We start from the raw sequence: 19,568 nt of genomic DNA, 5'->3' as shown, positions 1-19,568 counted from the left end.
ATAACGAATGCATTCCCGGTGCGGAGCGCCGGCGCAAATGATCCTTTGCGCCGGCGGTATTTATCGTTCTGTTCGAGAGGCAATAATGACGACACGGAAGTCCTTGAAAGACGGTTTCGCGCTATTCGGAACGACCTTGAGCGTACCGCTCGCCGCCGCAGCGGCCGCGGCGCTGCTCGTCACGGGGTGCGGCGGCGACGATGGGCCGAGCCCGAGCGCGTCGGCCGCCACCGCGGCCGCGACGTCCAGCGGCAGCACGTCGGCCGCCACCGACACAACGGCCGCCGCCGCGGCCGACCAGCCGTACGTCGACACCGACGTGTACGGCACCGGGCCGAACGACGCGGTCACGGATTCGACGGAAGGCGCCGCGGTCGTGCACCGCCAGGTCACGATCGGCGGCAAGACGATCAAGTACACGGCCACCACGGGCCACCTGACGACGATCGATCCGGTCACGTCGGCGCCGAACGCGAAGATGTTCTACGTCGCGTACACGCAGGACAATCCGGACCCGTCGAAGCCGCGCCCGGTCACGTTCTTCTACAACGGCGGCCCCGGTTCGTCGTCGGTCTACCTGCTGCTCGGCTCGTACGGGCCGAAGCGCCTGCAGTCGTCGTTCCCGAACTTCACGCCGCCCGCGCCGTACAAGCTGCTCGACAACCCGGACAGCCTGCTCGACCGCACCGACCTCGTGTTCATCAACCCGGTCGGCACCGGTTACTCGACGGCGATCGCGCCGGCGAAGAACAAGGACTTCTGGGGCACCGACCAGGATGCGCGCTCGATCGACCGCTTCATCCAGCGCTACCTGACCAAGTACTCGCGCTGGAATTCGCCGAAGTTCCTGTACGGCGAGTCGTACGGCACCGCGCGCAGCGCGGTCGTGTCGTGGGTGCTGCACGAGGACGGCATCGACCTGAACGGGATCACGCTGCAGTCGTCGATCCTCGACTACGCGAACGCGCTGTCCGCGCCGGGCACGTTCCCGACGCTCGCGGCCGACGCGTTCTACTGGAAGAAGACGACGCTCACCCCGACGCCGACCGATCTCGACGCGTACATGGTCCAGGCCCGCAACTACGCGGACAACACGCTCGCGCCGCTCGCGCAGAAGCCGAACCCGCAGGACGGCGGCTTCGTGAACGTACGGCTGAACCTGAACCTGCGGACCGCGCAGCAGATGGGCTCGTACATCGGCACCGACCCGACGTCGCTGATCCAGACCTTCGGCAACCCGGCCGCGCTCGGCAACGTGCCGTCGTCGGACGACAACCCGCCGTACACGTTCTTCCTCACGCTCGTGCCGGGCACGCAGATCGGCCAGTACGACGGTCGCGCGAACTTCACGGGCAAGGGCATCGCGCCGTACATCCTGCCGAACTCGGGCAGCAACGATCCGTCGATCACGAACGTCGGCGGCGCGTACACGGTGCTGTGGAACAGCTACATCAACACCGATCTCAAGTACACGTCGACGTCGTCGTTCGTGGACCTGAACGACCAGGTCTTCAACAACTGGGACTTCAGCCACACGGACCCGACCGGCGCGAACAAGGGCGGCGGCAATACGCTGTACACGGCCGGCGACCTGGCATCGACGATGAGCGTGAACCCGGACCTGAAGGTGCTGTCGGCGAACGGCTATTTCGACGCCGTCACGCCGTTCCACCAGACGGAGCTGACGCTCGCGCAGATGCCGCTCGATCCGACGCTGAAGGCGCAGAACCTGACGATCAAGAACTACCCGTCGGGCCACATGATCTACCTGAACGACGCGTCGCGGACCGCGCTGAAGGGCGATCTCGCCAACTTCTACGACGGCATCCTCGCGAACCGCACCGCGTTGCAGCGCGTGCTGAAGCTGCAGGCGCGCACGCAGCAGATGAAGCAGCAGAAACTGCAGCAGCAGGGGCAGTAAGCGTTGCGGGCGGCGGGTGCCGCCCGCCGCGACGCGACGAAAAAGTGCACTCGCGCAATGCGGGCCGGTGCTTTGGGTCGTGTGCGCCGATGGCGTCGCTGTCGTTCGTCAAGATGCCCCGTGAGTCATGGACTCCCGGGGCATCGGTTTTTGTGTTCGAGCAGCGCGCATCGCCGCGGGCGTCACCGGTGACCGCGTCCCTTAATCCCTAAAAAGGGGATGAAAGGCCCTCTATTGAGGATAGGCAGGTGCATGCGCCGAAGGCGGCGTTTTTCACTGGAAGCGAGGAGGCTGCTTACGCCAGCACGAGCCGCACGCCGACCGCGACCAAGGTCGCCGCGAGCAGGTTGCGCAGCAGCCGCTCGGGCGCGCGCGCCGACAGCAGGCTGCCGAGTACGATGCCCGGCAGCGAACCGAGCAGCAGCGACAGCAGCATCGACCAGTCGACCGAGCCGAGCAGCCAGTGGCCCATGCCCGCGACCAGCGTGAGCGGCACCGCATGCGCGATGTCGGAACCGACGATGCGGGTCGTCGCGAGCAGCGGATACAGCAGCAGGAGCACGGTCACGCCGATCGCGCCGGCGCCGACCGACGTCATCGACACGAGCACACCGAGCACGGCGCCCGTCAGCACGGTCGACCACAGCGTGCGCGCGGGGCTCGGCGCCAGTGGGTTGCGCGCGGCGAATGCGGTCAATTGAGGGCGGAAGATCAGCGCGAGCGACGTGAGCAGCAGCGCAACGCCGAGCACGAGCTGGATCATCCGCGCGGTGCCCGGCGTGTTCATCCCGTGCGTGTGCAGCCACCACAGCGTGAGCGCCGCGGCCGGCACGCTGCCCGCCGCGAGCCGGAGCGTGATACGCCAGTCGATCGAGCCTTTCAGGCCGTGGACGAGCGTGCCGGTGGCCTTGGTTGCGGCCGCGTACAGCAGGTCGGTGCCGACCGCCGTCGCGGGGTGGACGCCGAACAGCAGCACGAGAATCGGCGTCATCAACGAACCGCCGCCGACGCCCGTCAGGCCGACGAGAATGCCGACGAACAGGCCGGACAGGGAGTACAGCAGATCGATATGGGGAAGCGACATCGGAAGCAGGCGGTTATGCGGCGGTCGGCGGCGGCGCGCGGCGGCTGCGGCGCGCGCGTCAAAGTCCGCCATTGTCGCAAAAGTGACGCGTCAATGTACGACTGCGTTAAAAATCGGCCGGGAAGGGGCGCGCGGCGACGGTCGGCGGGACGTGAAGCGGACGTTCGAACAGGGGCGCGGCCGACGATGGTGATCGACCCGAAAGCGACGACGAATCGGGCGCGTATGCCGCGCGGCCGACGCACATAAAAAGGGGCGCGACAATGCGCGCCCCGATCCGATGCCGGTTCCCGGCTCGCCGGTCGCCGGTCAGTGCATCGCGGGCCCGGCGCCTTCGACCGCGCGTGGCGGCCGGATCCGCAGCGCGAAACCGATCAGCGCGGCCACGGCTGCAAACACCGCGCCGAACGCGAATGCCGCGTGGTAGCCGCCGTTCAGCGCGTCGAGCGGTGCGGCCTGCGCCGCCGCGAGCGCGTCGGTGCGGGCGCCCGCGAGACTCGCGAGGACCGCGAGCCCGAGCGCGCCTCCCATCATGAACGCCGTGTTGACGATGCCCGATGCGAGCCCGGAATCGGCCGGGTCGACGTCGCTCATCGCGGCGAGCAGCACCGGATTGAACGCGACGCCCGCGCCGATGCCGAGCAGCGTCATGCCGGGCAGCACGTGCCACACGAAACCGCCGTCGACCGGCGCGCGCGAGAACAGCGCGAGGCCGCACGCCGCGATCAGCAGGCCGGCTGTGATCGGGCCGCGAATCCCGAAGCGCATCACGATCCGCGCCGACAGCCCGAGCGAGAACGCGGCCATGATCAGGTTCGCCGGCAGGAACGCGAGGCCGACCTGCAGCGGCCCGTAGCCGAGCACGCGCTGCATGTACAGCGCGGACAGGAAGAACCACGCGAACATCGCGGCCGCCCACAGCACGGCGATCGCGTTCGCGAGCGCAACGTTGCGCGCGGCGAACAGCGTGAGCGGCATCAGCGGATGCGCGGCGCACGATTCGATCGCGATGAACAGCGCGAGCAGCACGGCGGCCGCGCCGATCAGCGCGACGGTCTGCATCGACAGCCAGCCGGCCTCGTTGCCGCCGACGATCCCGTAGACGGCCAGCATCAGCGATGCCGTCACGGTGATCGCGCCGGCGACGTCGAGCCGCGCCGTGCCGGCCGGCGCACGCATGCGCGGCAGCAGCGCGACGCACATCGCATAGACCGCGACGCCGATCGGCAGGTTGACGAGGAAGATCCAGTGCCATGACAGCGAGCTCGTCAGCAGCCCGCCGAGCAGCACGCCGATGCTGCCGCCGCCCGCGCACACGAAGCCGTAGACGCCCATCGCGCGTGCGCGTTCGCCGGGTTCCGTGAAGAGATTCATGATCAGCGACAGCGAGACGGCCGACACGACCGCGCCGCCGAGCCCCTGCACCGCGCGCGCGGCGATCAGCATCGCCTGCGATTGCGCGAGGCCGCAGGCGAGCGACGCGACGGTGAACACGACGAGGCCCGCGAGGAACATGCGCCGCTGGCCGTACAGGTCGCCGAGCCGGCCGCCGAGCAGCAGACAGCCGCCGAACGTCAGCAGGTAGGCATTGACGACCCACACGAGGGCCGTTTCGGTGAAGTGGAGGTCGGTGCTGATCGACGGCAGCGCAACGTTCACGATCGTGCTGTCGAGCACGATCATCAGCACGCCGAGGCAGAGCACGATCAGCGCGTACCAGCGCTTCTCGCCGTGAATCCCGTGGGTCATGGGCCTGCAGCCTTCTGATAGTTATTTGAAAGGATGCATTGTAGACGTCAGCGGCGCGGGCTTCCTGCCGGTTTGTGGCAGGAGCGTCGCGTAGTGGCGCGCGCGGCCCCGGTGCGCGTGCAGCGGATGAGCTACGAGCGTGGCGGCAGTTCGCAGCCGTCGGGACCGCAGGCGGCCGCGTCGCTGCCGTCGAGTTCGACGATGCCGTCGCGCCACGCCCGGTCGAGCGCCTGCGCGAACGCGTCGGCCGGCTGCGCGCCCGACACCGCGTAGCGGCCGCCGAACACGAACAGCGGCACGCCGCGCCCGCCGATCTGCGCGGCGCGCGCGATGTCGGTTTCGACTTCGTCGCGATACGCGTCGCTGCGCAGCACCGCTTCGACGGCCGAGCGCTCGAGCCCGGCTTCGACCGCGAATTCGGTCAGCTCGGCATGATCGAACAGCGAGCCGTGCTCGCAGAAATAGGCGCGATAAAGCCGCTCGGTCAGCGCGTGCGCGAGGCCCGACGCCTGCGCGAGCTTCACGAGCCGGTGGCCGTCGAGCGTGTCGCCGACGAGCGTGCCCGGCAGGTCGTAGCGCAGCCCGACGCTCGCGGCCGCATCGGTCACCTGGCGCAGCATCTGGTCGACCTGCGCGGGCGCCATCCGGTATTTGCCAGCCAGCATCGCCTCGACCGGCTCGACCGGCTGGCCGGGCATCAGCCGGTACGCGCGCAGCGCGACGTCGACGCGGTCGGCGTGCGCGAACGCGGCCAGCGCCTCGTCGAAGCGGCGCTTGCCGATCCAGCACCACGGGCAGATCAGGTCGGACCAGATTTCGACGGTCAGGGTCGGGCGGGCAGTCGGGGCGGGAGCGGTCGTCATGGGCGGTCCGGGCGGCAAAAAAAGTGTAACCGAGACTATATCACTTTATGTTTCGACGCTTCGTCGTCCACGGAACCGTGCGGAAGGGGCCGCGTGTCGCGAAGCATGGGCGCGGAACCGGCGGCCCGGTACCGATGACCGGGCTACCGTGATTGCGCCCGCCGCGCCGCGCTCACGCGTCGCCCTGCGTTTCCTTCAGGTGCTTGAGGTGCTTGTAGACCGTCGCGCGCCCCATCCCGAGGACGTTCGCGACGTAGTTCGCCGCGCTCTTGCCGCGGAACGCGCCTTCCGCGTACAGCGCCTCGACGAGCTCGCGCCGGTGCTCGCGCGTGAGCCCGTTCAGCCCGACCTGCCGCTCGCGCAGCCAGCCGTGCAGGAACGTGTTGATGCGCTCCTGCCAGTCGTCGCGGAACAGCTCGTCGGGCTGCGCGACGATGCCCGCGCCCTTGATGAACAGGTCGAGCGTCGCGCGCACCTCGTCGAACACCGCGATGTTGAAGTTGATGCACATCATCCCGGCCGGCCGGCCTTCGTCGTCGAACAACACGTTGCTGACGCAGCGCATCCGCCGGCCGTCCCAGTTCAGCTTCTCGTACGGGCCGATCACGCGCTCGCGCGCGGAATGATCGATTTCCTCGAGCGCGGAATCGTCGCCGACCTCGCGCTTCGACAGGTTGTTCGCGAGATACAGCACGGTCTGGTCGTGCAGGTCGTGGATCACGACTTCCGCGTACGGGAAGAACAGCGCGGCGATACCGTCGGCGATCGGCGCATAGCGGGTGAGCAGCAGGTCTTTGACGGGAGATTTCTTCTTGCGCATCGGTGTCGCGATCTCGGGTGGGCGGGAGCCGGGCGGCATGTCGGGCCGGCGAGCCGGCGCACCGTGGGCCGGCATGCCCGTGCGCCCGCGCGCGGCCGCCGCGGCGGTTGCGCCATTGTATCGGCCCCGCGTGCGCGTGCCGCTCATGCGCGCGTCAGATGCGTGTACAGCGCGTGCGCGATCGCGATGTCCTCGAGCCCGAGGCCGATCGAGCGGAACAACGCGTGACGCGTGCGCGACGGCGCCGCGCAGGTGCCAGCGACGAGCGCGGGCAGGTCGCCGACGATCCGGCCGGCATCCCAGCCGTGCTCGGCCGTCGCGATCTGCATCTCGCCGGCGCTCGCGGGCGTCGTGTGCCGGTAGTCGCAGTAGACGTCCATGTCCGGCAGCCACGCGGGCGGGATTTCGTGCGCGCGCGCGACGTTCGTGCTGATCGACGTGACGAGCGCGGGGCGCGTGAGCATCCCGTCGCCGAGTACGGGCGTGCCCGACGACGTGCACAGCATCACCACGTCCGCGTCGCGCACGCAGGCTTCGACGCTTGCCGCCGCGCGTGCGCGTGGGTCGAGCCCGGCGAGGGTCGCCTGCTGCGTTGCGTCGCCGGCCAGCGTGGGCGAATACACGCGGATCGTGTCCCAGTTGCGCAGCGCCGCCGTGTGCCGCAGGTGCGCGAGGCCGACCGCGCCCGCGCCGACGATCGCGAGATGGCGCGCGTCGCGCGGCGCGAGGCAGTCGACCGCGAGCGCCGTCGTGCCGGCCGTGCGTTCGACGGTCAGCAGCCCGGCGTCGCACCACATCAGCGGCTGGCCGGTCTGCATCGACATCAGCGCGGTCCACGCGGTGACGACAGGTCTCCCGTCGGGTTTGCCGCCCGTCACGACGTACGGCGACAGCTTCGCGCCGAACACCTGCTCGTCGGCGAGCGCGCCGAGATACGTGATGAAGTCGCCGGCCTGGTCGGGAAACAGCGTGAGCGTCTGCGGCGGCTGCACCGCGCGCGCCGCGGCGAGCGACGCGAACATGCGGCGCAGCGTGCCGAGCACGTCGAGCGACGGCAGCGCCGCGCGCACCGCGGCTTCGTCGACGGTCAGCGGCACGGTGGGGACGGTTTGCGTCATCGGACATCTCCGGTTCGGGCTGGACAGAAAGTCTCGAAAGACGATGTCCGGCGGGGTTTGTTATGGACGAAAAGTCTAATATAGACAAACTAAATCGGGAGAATTTTTCTTTTCGAGACGTTGTGTCGTTGCCGGGTTCATGAAAAACGTCATGAAATCAACGCTATTTTTAGCTAGAGACGAAATTCCGACGTCGTGTAACAGGGTAACCTCCTCGTATCCCCTATAGTCTATAGTAGACTTTGAGTCTATATTTTCGCGTGCAGAACCCGCCACGCCGCCATGCGGCGGCCGCCTGCATCGAATGCCAACCCGGCGCCCGGTCGAGGGCGTCGTGCGACCGATCTTCATCGCCTCAATCCAGAACAGAAGGACCGTCATGAACTGGAAACTTTCCCTCTGCGCCGCCGCGGCGCTCGCGTGCGTGGCCGTCACGGCCCATGCGGAACAGACCACGTTGCGCTTCGGGATCGAAGCCGCCTATCCGCCGTTCGAGAGCAAGACGCCGGCCGGTCAGTTGCAGGGTTTCGACGTCGACATCGGCAACGCGGTGTGCGCGAAGCTGAACATGAAGTGCGTGTGGGTCGAGAATGCGTTCGACGGGCTGATCCCGGCGCTGCAGGCGCGCAAGTTCGACGCGATCAACTCGGCGATGAACATCACCGCGAAGCGCAAGCAGAGCATCGATTTCACGCCGGCGATCTACGTGGTGCCGATCGTGATGGTCGCGAAGCACGGCTCGCCGCTGAAGCCCGACGTCGCGAGCCTGCGCGGCAAGCACGTCGGCGTGCTGCAGGGCTCGTCGCAGGAGGATTTCCTGAAGGCGCACTGGGCCAGTGCGGGCGTGGCCGTCGTGTCGTACCCGGATCAGGACCAGATCTACGCCGATCTCGTCGCGGGGCGTCTCGACGCGGCCGTGCAGGAAGCGCAGACCGCGCAGGACGGGTTCCTCGACAAGCCGGCCGGCCGCGACTACCGGATCGTCGGCGAGCCGCTGAAGGATCCGGCGACGCTCGGCGAAGGCACCGGCTTCGGGACGCGCAAGAACGACAAGGCGCTGCAGGCGAAGATCGTCGGCGCGCTTGACGCGCTGAAGCAGGACGGCACGCTGAGCGCGCTGTCGCGGAAGTACTTCAAGCGCGACATCATCGCGAAGTAAGCGCCGCCGCGTGCCGGCCGCGGGGCTGGCGCACGGCGTATCCCATCTCGACACAGTGCGGGGAGCCATGGATTTCGACGTCATCGTTCTGGGGGCCGGCATCGTCGGCGTGTCGTCGGCGCTGCATCTGCAGGATCGCGGGCTGCGCGTCGCGCTCGTCGACCGGCGCGCGCCCGGCGAGGAAACCAGCCACGGCAATGCGGGGCTGATCGAGCGCTCGTCGGTCGTGCCGTATGCGTTTCCGCGCCGGCTCGGCACGCTGCTGCGCTACGCGTGCAACCGTTCGGTCGATCTCTATTGGGACTACCGCGCGCTGCCCGAGTATGCGGGCTGGCTCGCGCGCTTCTGGCGCGAATCGTCGCCGCAGCGGCTCGCCGCCGCCGCGCGCGACCTGCTGCCGCTCGTCGCGGCGAGCGTCGTCGAGCACGATGCGCTGCTCGCGCGCACCGACGCGCAGCCGCTCGTGCACGACGGCGGATGGATCGAGGCGTTTCGTTCGCCTGCGCTGTTCGACGCGGAAGCGCGCGCGCAGCAGCGCGTGGCCGACGCGCACGGGCTGCGGATGACCGTGCTCGACGCGCCTGCGCTGCGCGCGCGCGAGCCCGGTATCGGCGACGCATTCTGCGGCGCCTTCCACTGGCAGGACCCGAAGACCGTGTCGAGCCCGGGCGGGCTGACCAAGGCCTATGCGCGGCTGTTCGAGCGCGACGGCGGCACGTTCGTGCGCGGCGACGCGACGACGCTCGTGCAGGTGGATGACGGCTGGCAGGTCGGGTCCGAGCACGGGCCGATCTCGGCGCGCTCGGCCGTGGTCGCGCTCGGGCCGTGGTCCGATCATGTGTTCGCGCCGCTCGGCTACCGGATTCCGCTGCGCGCAAAGCGCGGCTATCACATGCATTACCGGCCGACGCGCACGCCGCTGAACGTGCCCGTGTGCGATACCGAGGCAGGCTTCGTCGTCGCGCCGATGGAGGGCGGGCGCCTGCGGCTCACGACCGGTGTCGAGATCGCGCCGCGCGACGCGCCGCCGACCGGCGTGCAACTCGAGCGCGCCGAACCGCTGGCGCGCGACGCGTTCGGCCTCGGCGAGCGGCTCGATCCGGAGCCCTGGCTCGGGATGCGGCCGTGCACGCCCGACATGCGTCCGGTGATCGGGCCCGCGCCGCGCCACCGTCATTTGTGGTTCGCATTCGGCCACTGCCATCACGGGCTCACGCTTGGGCCCGCGACCGGCCGCCTGCTCGCCGAAATGATGACGGGCGCGCCGACCTATATCGATCCCCATCCGTACCGGCCCGCACGCTTCGGTTGAACCTGCGGCGCGCAGATGCGGTTTCGGCCACCGGCACGCGCCGGTGGCCATGCGTGTTCTTCACAGTTTTTCATTCCGCTGTCCGGATTATCGAAATCCATGCAATCGGAAATGATCTGCGTAATCGATAAGAAAGAAAATTGCGCGATAAAAGAAAATCAGAAAAGTCGCGATTTATCAATGCATTTTCATATTGCTGAAATGCGTAATGGGCAGCGGTTTTGACGGCATAGGCCTCATCGCCGGCCATGTGTTCCGGCGTTACGCGGAATGTACCGGAACACGTCACCGCGGGGCTCGCAAACGTTACGTTACATCCGCGTTTCGATCACCTTTTTCGTCAGACGATTCGAGCTCCCTAATCCGCGAATTTCGCCTGAAATCGATTAAAAAAGCGTTATTGCCCGTCAATGGACGGACGAATCAATCCGGTCTCTGGAATTGGCACGCTTCGTGCAATCCGTCCCCATGCTTTGTCAACGTTGTGCCAACCGAGATGGGGAAAATAACGATGGGACAGAATTTTAAATTGACGGGTGTGGCGCTGTCGGTCGCGACGGTGTTCGGGGTGCTGGCTTCGGGTTCCGCGATGGCGGCGGCCCTCGATTCGCTGCCGATCCCGCAAGTGATCGTCAATCCGCCGACGAACAGCGTGTCGGTCGGGCTGGTCGCGACGGGCACGTCGCCGCTGGGCTCGGTCACCGTGACGGCAGGCGGGTCGGGGGCGATCCAGACGTCGCTCGGCGAGCCGGGGCAAGTGCTGTCGGGCGCCGTGGGGGCGGTGACGGGCACACTCGGCGGTGGCGGCGGCACCGTGCAGCCGCTCGCGCCGTTGCAGGGCGTGGTGAATCAGGTGACGGGGGCGCTCGGTGGCGGCAACCCCGCAGGCGCGCTGACCGGTGCGTTGAATACGGCGACGGGGACGCTGAGTCATGCGGTTGGCACGGCAACGGGGGCACTGGGTGGTATCGGCGGCGGCGCGAATCCGCTGGCGCCGGTGCAGGGTGTGGTGAACCAAGTAACGGGCGCGCTCGGTGGCGGTAACCCGGCGGGTGCGCTGACTGGCGCAGTGGGCACGGTAACCGGCGCCCTGGGCAACCTCGGCGGCGGCGCGAACCCGATCACCCCGATCCAGAACGTCGTGAACCAGGTCACGGGCACGCTCGGCAGCGGCAACCCGGCCGGCGCACTGAGCAACGCGGTCAACACGATCACCGGCATGCTCGGCAACGTCGGCGGTGCAGGGAGCCCGCTCGCGCCGGTGCAAGGCGCCGTCACGCAGCTCGCCGGCACGCTCGGCAACGGCGATCCCGCCGGTGCGCTGACGAACGCGCTGAACTCGGTGACGGGCACGCTCAGCGGCGCGAACCCGCTGGCGCCGGTGCAGGGCGTCGTGAACCAGGTCGTCGGCACGCTGTCGGGTGCCGGCGGCGGCAGCCCGATCACGCCGATCACGAACCTCGTCAACGGTCTGCAGAACGCGCTGCCGGGCGGCAATCCGGCCGGCGCGCTGACCGGCGCACTCGGCTCGGTGACGGGCGCGCTCGGCAACCTCGGCGGGACGACCCCGCTGGGGCCGGTGCAAGGCGTCGTGAACCAGGTCGTCGGCACGCTCGGCGGCAGCAACCCGGCCGGCACGCTGAGCAACGCGGTCGGGACGGCCACGGGCGCCCTCGGCAACGCGGTCGGCTCGGTGGCGGGCGCGCTCGGCGCACTGGGCGGCACGAATCCGTTGGCGCCGGTGCAGGGCGTCGTGAACCAGGTCGTCGGTACGCTCGGCAGCGGCAATCCGGCCGGGGCACTGACGGGCGCGCTGAACTCGGTGACGGGTGCCCTCGGCAATCTCGGCGGCTCCAACCCGCTGGCGCCGGTGCAAGGCGTCGTGAACCAGGTGATCGGCACGCTGTCCGGCGCCGCCGGCAACAACCCGATCGCGCCGATCACGAACCTCGTGAACGGCCTGACGGGCGGCGGCAACCCGGCCGGCGCACTGACCGGTGCGCTCGGTTCGGTGACGGGCGCCCTCGCGTCCGGTCCGGCGGCGCTCGGCCAGGCGGCCGGCGCGCTGTCGGGTGCGGCCGGTTCGACGGCAGCGGCAGGCGGCAGCCTGCTCGGCTCGGGCGCGAACGCGGCCGGCGGCACGGCCGGCGCGGTCGGTTCGCTGCTGACGACGGGTGCCAACTCGACGGCGACGGTCGTCAATGCGGTGGGCACGTCGGTGGGCACGTCGCTCGGTTCCGCGCCGAGCCTGTCGGTGACGCCGCATTCGGGCAGCAGTTCGCCGAACAACCCGCTCGCACCGGTGACGACGCTGCTCCAGTCGCTGACCGGCGCCCTGCCGAGGTAACCGGCCGAAACCGCACGACGGCGCCGCATCGGCCGTCGTGCGGACGGTCGCGCAATACGGATCGTGTAACCCGGGTCGCGCAACGCAGCATGACAGCGATGTCATGCCGCGTTGTCATTGCGGGCTTCCCGTTTTCCTTCGTCGCAGGAATGATCGCGGCCGCTCGTCGCGGCATGGCATGGCGCTGCATGGAATAACCGGCCGTCGCCGTCCGTTTACATACCGAGTTCCGGCACAGCCGGCCGGCGGGATAATGATCGCGACGCAGCCGATCGTCCCGTCCGGCGGCACCGTGTCGCGACACGACGCCAAGGAGAACGGGAATGAAACGGATGCTGTTCGCCGCCGCGCTGACGGCGGCGATCGTGCGGCCGGCGGCCGCGGAACCGCCGCAGGTGGGCGACGGGAAACTGGTCGACGAAGCGCACATGACGCTGTACGTGTTCGATCGCGATGCGCCGGGCAAGAGCATGTGCGACAGCGCGTGCGCAGCCAACTGGCCGCCCGCGCTCGCCGACGCGTACGACAAGGCGTCGGGCGCGCTGAGCCTCGTCGCCCGCGACGACGGCAAAAAGCAATGGGCGTACCGCGGCCGCCCGCTGTATCGCTGGAAGATGGACCACAAGGCCGGTGACGCGGGCGGCGACGGGATCGGCGGCATGTGGCACGTCGCGCGGCCGTGATCGCGCGGCGACGCGCGAGGCACCCCGATGAGCTATGAATCGGACCTGCTGGTGTGGCTTCCGCATCTCACGCGCTATGCGCGTGCGCTGACGGGCGAGCGCGCGTGGGCCGACGATCTCGTGCAGGACACGCTCGAGCGTGCGCTGAACCGGCCGCCGCGCGACGGCGGCAACCTGCGCGCGTGGCTGCTGACGCTGTTGCGGCACCGCTTCATCGACCAGTTGCGCGCACGGCACGAGATCGCGGTCGACGACGCGACGGCGCCGTGGCAGACGATGGCCGCGCCGGCAGGCGAGGTCGGCGGGCTGGAGTTGCGGGACGTGCAGCGCGCGCTGTACCGGCTGCCGGTCGAACAGCGCGAGGTGCTGCTGCTGGTCGCGCTCGAGGAGTTGAGCTATCGCGATGCCGCGCAGGTGCTCGGCGTGCCGGTGGGCACGGTGATGTCGCGACTCGCGCGGGCGCGCGCGCAGATGCGCGCCTTGCTGTCGGACGCGCCGTCGGCGCACGGCACGGCCACGTTACGGGTGATCGGGAAGCCATGATGGACGATCCGCGCAAGCCTTCGAACCAGCAGGACGACGATGCGTCGGCGCAGCTGCTGTCCGCGTTGCTGGATGGCGAACTGTCCGGGCGCGAGCGCCGCGAGATGCTCGAGCGCCTGCAGTCCGATCCGCAGGAAGCCGAACGATTCGCGCATTACCGCGCGCAGCGCGATGCGCTGAAGGCGCTGTTTCCGTTGCCGGGGGCCGCGCCCGCGTTGTTCGTGCAGCGCCGCGCGCCGCGCTGGCGCGCCGTTGCGCATGCGTTCGCGGGGCTCGCGGCCGGGCTGCTGATCGGTGTCGCGCTGCATGCGGGGTGGGCGGCGTTCGGCCGCGAACCGGCGTTCGCCGCGCGCGCCGATGTCGCATACGCGGTGTACGCCGCCGACCGCGAGCATCCGGTGGAAGTCGGTGCGAACGATCCCGCGCATCTCGCCGCGTGGCTGTCGGCGCGCGTCGGCCGGCCGGTGCGCGCACCGTCGCTCGACGAATACGGTTACGCGCTGCTGGGCGGCCGGTTGCTGCCCGGCGACGCGGGGCCGGCCGCGCAGCTCATGTACCAGCGCGCGGACGGCGCGCGCGTGACGCTTTACATGACCGCATACGATACGCGGCGCCTCGCGCCGCAGGCGATGTCGGCCGATGGCCGCTACACGTATTTCTGGTCGGATCGCGGCATGGGTTATGCGTTGTCCGGCCGTGGCGACGAACGGCGTCTGCGCGAGCTCGCGATCGACGCATGCGGTGCGCTGGGCGGCCCGACCGACGCGTGGAAGGGATGACGCGCGGCGCTCGCAAGGAGCAGGCGATGAAGACGGCGATGATGAAGGGGCTCGTACTGGCGGCGTTCCTCACGGGCACGATGCTTGCGCGAGCGGACGGCGACCCGCCCGTGCGCGTGCCGGTCGACGCGGACGGTGTGCAGCGCGTGGCGATCGTCGGCGGCAGCTATTTCTTCCGGCCGAACCACGTGATCGTCCGCGCGCACGCGCCGGTCGAGCTGACCGTGTCGGCCGAGGCCGGCGTGGTGCCGCACAGTTTCGAAATCGACGCGCCGCAGGCCGGCATCACGGTACGCACCGAGCTCGCCACGACGCCGAGGACGTTTCGTTTCACGCCGATGCAGCCGGGGCGATTCGCCTACTATTGCACGCACCGGCTGCTGTTTTTCAGGAGCCATCGCGAGCGCGGGATGGAAGGCGTGCTCGATGTCGAGGCGGCGCCGTGATCGCCGCGTTGCTGGCCGCGAGCCTGATAGGAGCGAGCATGACAGCCGATCCCGTGACCGTCGCGCAGGCGCATTTCGACCACGTCCGCTCGTACCGCGCGACGATCCGGTCGTCGGCGCGCGACGGCGAGCACACCGAAATCCGCTACGCATACCTGAAACCCGGCTTCGTCCGGATGGATTTCGTGTCGCCGCATCGCGGCGCGGTGCTCGCGTACGATCCCGGCGACGGCAAGGTGCGGCTGCGCCCGTTCGGCACGCATGCGCCGCCCGCGCTGACGCTGTCGCCGTCCAATCCGCTCGTGCGCGACCGCGCCGGCCACCGGGTCGACCGCTCGGACGTCGGCGAACTGCTGCGCAACGTTCATGCGCTGCAGCAGGGCGGCGCGACGGTGACCGAAGGCGAGGAGGCCGTCGGCGGCCGGACCACGCTGCGCGTGCTGGTCACGGGCGCGCCCGCGCACGCGGTCGACGGCGTGCATCGCTACCGGCTGTGGCTCGACGCCGCGGACGGTTTTCCGCTGAAGGTCGTCAGCTACGCCGGCGACGACGACGTGCCGCTCGAAACCGTGACGCTCGACGACGTGGAGATCGACGTCGCGTTTCCCGAGCGCTTCTTCGCGCCCTGACGGCGCGCCGACCCGCGTTCCTGAACGCGCATGCCGGAGGCTGCATGGCGGAGTACCGGTTTTCGACGACCTGGCGGGTGGATGCGCCGCTCGCGGCGGTGTGGGATGCGATCTACCAGGTCGACCGCTGGCCCGACTGGTGGAAGGGCGCCGTGCGCACCGTCGAGCTCGAGCATGGCGACGCGCGCGGCGTCGGCGCGCTGCACCGATATACCTGGAAGGGCGCGCTGCCGTACCGGCTGACCTTCGACATGCGTGTGCGGCGCGTCGAGCGGCCGCATGCGCTCGAAGGCCGCGCGAGTGGCGCGATCGAAGGCGACGGATGCTGGTCGTTCGCCGCCGACGGCGCGCGCACCGTCGTGCGTTACGACTGGCACATCCGCACGCACGGCTGGATGAACTGGCTGGAGCCGCTCGCGCGGCCGCTGTTCCGATGGAATCACGACGTCGTGATGCGCGAAGGCGCGAAGGGCCTCGCGCGGCGGCTGGGCGCGGCCGTCGAGACGGACGGCCGGACCTTCCGGCCGTTGTCGGGCGCGGACTGCGCCGATGCGTGAGGAGCGTGCGGATCGGGCCCGGCAACGCCGGCGAACGAACGCGTCGCGGCGGATGAAATCGGCGCCCGCACGGTTTTTTCGATGTGATGTCGCCGGTCTCAGGAACTCCGGGCTTACCCGGTGTCCAAACGGGGCTGGATAGGATTGGCGGGCCGCACGGGGCCGCCCGTCGGGACGGTTTTTGGCTTCAGTGTATTGTTTTAAAAGGGTTTTTGTTGTTTTCATGTGTTTTTCCCGCCGCATCGCCGCCCCGAAAATTCCTCCGCTTTCCCTTCTTGAATTTGTCAAAACCCGTCCATATAATTAGCACTCGCTGCACGAGAGTGCTAACAATTCTCTGCCGGGCGATCCGCCGGGCAGATTCCCTAAGCGTTCTTCAATCTCAGTCAAGAGAGGAGTGAATATGAACCTTCGTCCTTTGCACGATCGCGTGATCGTCAAGCGCCTGGATCAGGAAACCAAGACCGCCTCGGGCATCGTGATCCCCGAAGCTGCTGCTGAAAAGCCGGATCAAGGCGAGATCCTCGCGGTCGGCCCGGGCAAGCGCGACGACAAGGGCGCACTGATCGCACTCGACGTGAAGGTCGGCGATCGCGTCCTGTTCGGCAAGTACGCAGGCCAGACCGTGAAGGTCGACGGCCAGGAACTGCTGGTCATGCGCGAAGAAGACATCATGGCCGTGGTCAACGCCAAGTAAGCGTCCTCCGACGGTACATATTCCCAAGAATTCAAGGAGTTAAAGATGGCAGCTAAAGACGTCGTATTCGGCGATTCCGCCCGTTCGAAGATGGTCGAAGGCGTGAACATTCTCGCCAACGCAGTCAAGGTCACGCTGGGTCCGAAGGGCCGCAACGTCGTGCTCGAGCGCAGCTTCGGCGGCCCGACGGTCACCAAGGACGGTGTGTCGGTCGCGAAGGAAATCGAGCTGAAGGACAAGCTCCAGAACATGGGCGCGCAAATGGTCAAGGAAGTCGCTTCCAAGACCAGCGACAACGCAGGCGACGGCACGACGACGGCAACCGTCCTCGCGCAATCGATCGTTCGCGAAGGCATGAAGTACGTCGCATCGGGCATGAACCCGATGGACCTGAAGCGCGGCATCGACAAGGCAGTCGCAGCGGCTGTCGAAGAGCTGAAGAAGATCAGCAAGCCGTGCACGACCAACAAGGAAATCGCACAGGTCGGCTCGATCTCGGCGAACAGCGATTCGTCGATCGGCGATCGCATCGCTGAAGCGATGGACAAGGTCGGCAAGGAAGGCGTCATCACCGTCGAAGACGGCAAGTCGCTGGCCGACGAACTCGACGTCGTCGAAGGCATGCAGTTCGACCGCGGCTACCTGTCGCCGTACTTCATCAACAACCCGGACAAGCAAGTCGCCGTCCTCGACAACCCGTTCGTGCTGCTGCACGACAAGAAGGTGTCGAACATCCGTGATCTGCTGCCGGTGCTCGAGCAAGTCGCGAAGGCTGGCCGTCCGCTGCTGATCATCGCTGAAGACGTCGAAGGCGAAGCGCTCGCGACGCTGGTCGTCAACAACATCCGCGGCATCCTGAAGACCGTTGCGGTCAAGGCACCGGGCTTCGGCGATCGCCGCAAGGCGATGCTGGAAGACATCGCGATCCTGACCGGCGGTCAAGTCGTCGCGGAAGAAACCGGCCTGACGCTCGAGAAGGCAACGCTGGCAGAACTGGGCCAGGCGAAGCGCATCGAAGTGGGCAAGGAAAACACGACGATCATCGACGGCGCAGGCGAAGCCGTGAACATCGAAGCACGCGTGAAGCAAGTGCGCGCGCAAATCGAAGAAGCGACGTCGGACTACGACCGTGAAAAGCTGCAAGAGCGCGTGGCCAAGCTGGCCGGCGGCGTGGCAGTGATCAAGGTCGGTGCTGCGACCGAAGTCGAAATGAAGGAAAAGAAGGCACGTGTCGAAGACGCACTGCACGCCACGCGCGCAGCTGTGGAAGAAGGCATCGTGGCAGGCGGCGGCGTTGCGCTGATCCGCGCTCGCACCGCGATCGCAGGCCTGACCGGCATCAACGCCGACCAGAACGCCGGCATCAAGATCGTGCTGCGCGCAATGGAAGAGCCGCTGCGCCAGATCGTCACGAACGGCGGCGAAGAAGCCAGCGTCGTGGTGGCGGCGGTTGCTGCAGGCAAGGGCAACTACGGCTACAACGCAGCAACGGGCGAGTACGTCGACATGGTTGAAGCCGGCGTCGTCGACCCGACCAAGGTTACGCGCACCGCACTGCAGAACGCAGCTTCGGTTGCAGGCCTGCTGCTGACGACGGACGCAGCTGTCGCAGAACTGCCGAAGGAAGATGCACCGATGCCGGGCGGCATGCCGGGTGGCATGGGCGGCATGGGCATGGACATGTAATCGACTTCGGTCGATGGTGTCCGGAGCGCGCAGCGATGCGCGTTCCAGCCAAAGAAAAGACCCGCAGCGATGCGGGTCTTTTTTTATGGGCGCGTGGAATGCGATGCGCTCGGGCTTCGCGGCGGGGCGGCCCGCCGCGTCGCGACTCAATGCCGGTGCGACGTCCTCGGCACCGGGTCGGCCTTCACGGCCGGCGGCGTGTCCGAATCGTCGTTGCTGCGCGCCCAGAAGAACCGGTCGGGCAGGTACGCGCCCATGCCGGGCCGGAACGCGTCGCGCACGGCCTGGTACAGGTATTCCTGCGCCTCGCGCACGGCCTCCGGCGGTTCCTGGCCGTTCGCGAGCAGCGCCGCGATGGCCGCGCCGAGCGTATCGGTGATGCCCATCAGCCGGTGCGGCGAGCGATCCCACATGTCTTCGCGCAGCTGGCCTTCTTCGCCGTACAGCGTATTGACGAGCCGGTGCGACCCCGTTTCCGACGACAGGATGTATTCGCAGCCCTGCGACAGCAGGTGCGACACGGCCGCGTCGAGATTCGGCGCCTCGGCATCGCCGTCCGGCTGGGCGAGCGCGATCAACGTGGCGTGGTCGGCGACCAGCAACGTGGTTTGCGGCGCCAGCAGGTCGGCGATCGATTCGCGCAGGTCGTCGGCGGCGAGCACGTGCTCGTCGTCGAGCGTGAAGTCCGGTGCGAGCACGAGCGGCACGCCGTCGTAGTCGGCGACCACTTCGGCGATCGCGCTCACGACTTCCGCGCGCGTTGCCGCGCCGATCTTGAACGCGGCAACCGGCATGTCCTCGAGCAGCATGCGCGCCTGCGCGGCGACGACGTCGGGGTCGAGGCCGGTCACTTCTTCGCAGGCGGCCGAGTCGCGCACGGTATAGCCGGTCAGGACGGACACGCCGTGACAGCCCATGCTCGCCAGGGTCATCAGATCGGCTTGGAGGCCGGAGCCGCCGGTGGGATCGGACAGGCCGAAGGTGAGGACGATCGGAGGGGCGTTGCTGGACATGTAAAAATGGGGCAAGAGAAAAACGGACAAGCGACGGAGATGCGGACGGCGAGGCGAATGGGCTGGTTCGGCCCTGTGTTGCCCGGCAGGCCGCACTTTTCAACCATTATGCGGTGGAATCCGGCCGGTACGACGGATTTTTTAGCGCAGCGCAACGTAGTT

18 protein-coding genes are annotated in these 19,568 nt (G+C 68.3%); 12 read left to right on the top strand and 6 right to left on the bottom strand.

The window, feature by feature from the left end:
* The first annotated feature begins 85 nt into the window (after positions 1–85).
* Positions 86–1,921: a peptidase S1 gene (locus HWX03_RS12555; protein WP_175871439.1), complete on the top strand. Its 1,836-nt coding sequence runs from the start codon at positions 86–88 to the stop codon at positions 1,919–1,921.
* A gap of 295 nt (positions 1,922–2,216) precedes the next feature.
* On the opposite strand, the gene HWX03_RS12550 is transcribed toward HWX03_RS12555, so the two are convergent.
* From HWX03_RS12550 to HWX03_RS12530, 5 genes are all read right to left on the bottom strand, one after another.
* Positions 2,217–3,005 (bottom strand): sulfite exporter TauE/SafE family protein, encoded by a 789-nt coding sequence (locus HWX03_RS12550; RefSeq protein ID WP_174386917.1) that lies wholly within the window; start codon positions 3,003–3,005, stop codon positions 2,217–2,219.
* A gap of 309 nt (positions 3,006–3,314) precedes the next feature.
* The gene (locus HWX03_RS12545; protein ID WP_175871438.1) at positions 3,315–4,754 is read right to left on the bottom strand and encodes a DHA2 family efflux MFS transporter permease subunit; all 1,440 of its coding nucleotides are present in this window, start codon (positions 4,752–4,754) and stop codon (positions 3,315–3,317) included.
* A 131-nt stretch (positions 4,755–4,885) separates the two neighbouring features.
* The gene (locus tag HWX03_RS12540) at positions 4,886–5,617 is read right to left on the bottom strand and encodes a DsbA family oxidoreductase (RefSeq protein ID WP_175871437.1); all 732 of its coding nucleotides are present in this window, start codon (positions 5,615–5,617) and stop codon (positions 4,886–4,888) included.
* 172 nt (positions 5,618–5,789) lie between these two features.
* Positions 5,790–6,584, bottom strand: coding sequence for a PAS domain-containing protein (locus tag HWX03_RS12535; RefSeq protein WP_175871436.1), 795 nt, complete (start codon positions 6,582–6,584; stop codon positions 5,790–5,792).
* Positions 6,581–7,555 (bottom strand): ornithine cyclodeaminase family protein, encoded by a 975-nt coding sequence (locus HWX03_RS12530; protein ID WP_175871435.1) that lies wholly within the window; start codon positions 7,553–7,555, stop codon positions 6,581–6,583. The genes HWX03_RS12535 and HWX03_RS12530 overlap by 4 nt, the downstream gene beginning before the upstream one ends.
* 379 nt (positions 7,556–7,934) lie before the next feature.
* Here HWX03_RS12530 and HWX03_RS12525 point away from each other — a divergent pair, with 379 nt between their 5' ends.
* From HWX03_RS12525 to groL, 11 genes are all read left to right on the top strand, one after another.
* Positions 7,935–8,714 (top strand): ABC transporter substrate-binding protein, encoded by a 780-nt coding sequence (locus HWX03_RS12525; protein WP_175871434.1) that lies wholly within the window; start codon positions 7,935–7,937, stop codon positions 8,712–8,714.
* A 67-nt stretch (positions 8,715–8,781) separates the two neighbouring features.
* A complete protein-coding gene (locus tag HWX03_RS12520) occupies positions 8,782–10,026 on the top strand; it encodes an FAD-binding oxidoreductase (RefSeq protein ID WP_175871433.1) in 1,245 nt (414 codons plus the stop codon).
* Between the two features lie 511 nt (positions 10,027–10,537).
* Positions 10,538–12,373 (top strand): hypothetical protein, encoded by a 1,836-nt coding sequence (locus tag HWX03_RS12515; protein WP_175871432.1) that lies wholly within the window; start codon positions 10,538–10,540, stop codon positions 12,371–12,373.
* A gap of 323 nt (positions 12,374–12,696) precedes the next feature.
* Positions 12,697–13,056 (top strand): hypothetical protein, encoded by a 360-nt coding sequence (locus tag HWX03_RS12510; protein WP_175871431.1) that lies wholly within the window; start codon positions 12,697–12,699, stop codon positions 13,054–13,056.
* Between the two features lie 27 nt (positions 13,057–13,083).
* Positions 13,084–13,599 (top strand): sigma-70 family RNA polymerase sigma factor, encoded by a 516-nt coding sequence (locus HWX03_RS12505; RefSeq protein WP_175820425.1) that lies wholly within the window; start codon positions 13,084–13,086, stop codon positions 13,597–13,599.
* On the top strand, positions 13,596–14,378 hold the full coding sequence (locus HWX03_RS12500) for an anti-sigma factor (protein ID WP_175871430.1): 783 nt from the start codon (positions 13,596–13,598) through the stop codon (positions 14,376–14,378). Before HWX03_RS12505 ends, HWX03_RS12500 begins: the two co-directional genes overlap by 4 nt.
* Positions 14,379–14,404: 26 nt before the next feature.
* Entirely contained in the window at positions 14,405–14,824 is a 420-nt protein-coding gene (locus tag HWX03_RS12495) for a quinol oxidase (RefSeq protein ID WP_175820423.1), read from the top strand.
* On the top strand, positions 14,821–15,453 hold the full coding sequence (locus HWX03_RS12490) for a DUF1571 domain-containing protein (RefSeq protein WP_175820422.1): 633 nt from the start codon (positions 14,821–14,823) through the stop codon (positions 15,451–15,453). Before HWX03_RS12495 ends, HWX03_RS12490 begins: the two co-directional genes overlap by 4 nt.
* 44 nt (positions 15,454–15,497) lie before the next feature.
* Entirely contained in the window at positions 15,498–16,010 is a 513-nt protein-coding gene (locus HWX03_RS12485) for an SRPBCC family protein (protein ID WP_175871429.1), read from the top strand.
* 403 nt (positions 16,011–16,413) lie between these two features.
* Complete coding sequence (groES, locus tag HWX03_RS12480; protein WP_069746035.1) at positions 16,414–16,707, top strand: co-chaperone GroES; 294 nt, start codon at positions 16,414–16,416, stop codon at positions 16,705–16,707.
* 45 nt (positions 16,708–16,752) lie between these two features.
* The gene (gene groL, locus HWX03_RS12475) at positions 16,753–18,393 is read left to right on the top strand and encodes a chaperonin GroEL (RefSeq protein WP_175820420.1); all 1,641 of its coding nucleotides are present in this window, start codon (positions 16,753–16,755) and stop codon (positions 18,391–18,393) included.
* A 146-nt stretch (positions 18,394–18,539) separates the two neighbouring features.
* Here the strand turns inward: groL and HWX03_RS12470 are convergent, their stop codons facing one another.
* Positions 18,540–19,406 (bottom strand): hydroxymethylpyrimidine/phosphomethylpyrimidine kinase, encoded by an 867-nt coding sequence (locus HWX03_RS12470; RefSeq protein WP_027783700.1) that lies wholly within the window; start codon positions 19,404–19,406, stop codon positions 18,540–18,542.
* Positions 19,407–19,568 lie beyond the last annotated feature (162 nt).

The organism is Burkholderia sp. BCC0397, assembly GCF_902832865.1.
Taxonomy (GTDB): domain Bacteria; phylum Pseudomonadota; class Gammaproteobacteria; order Burkholderiales; family Burkholderiaceae; genus Burkholderia.
The sequence above is the reverse complement of the archived record's forward strand: the minus strand, read 5'-3'. Positions and strand labels throughout refer to the sequence as shown.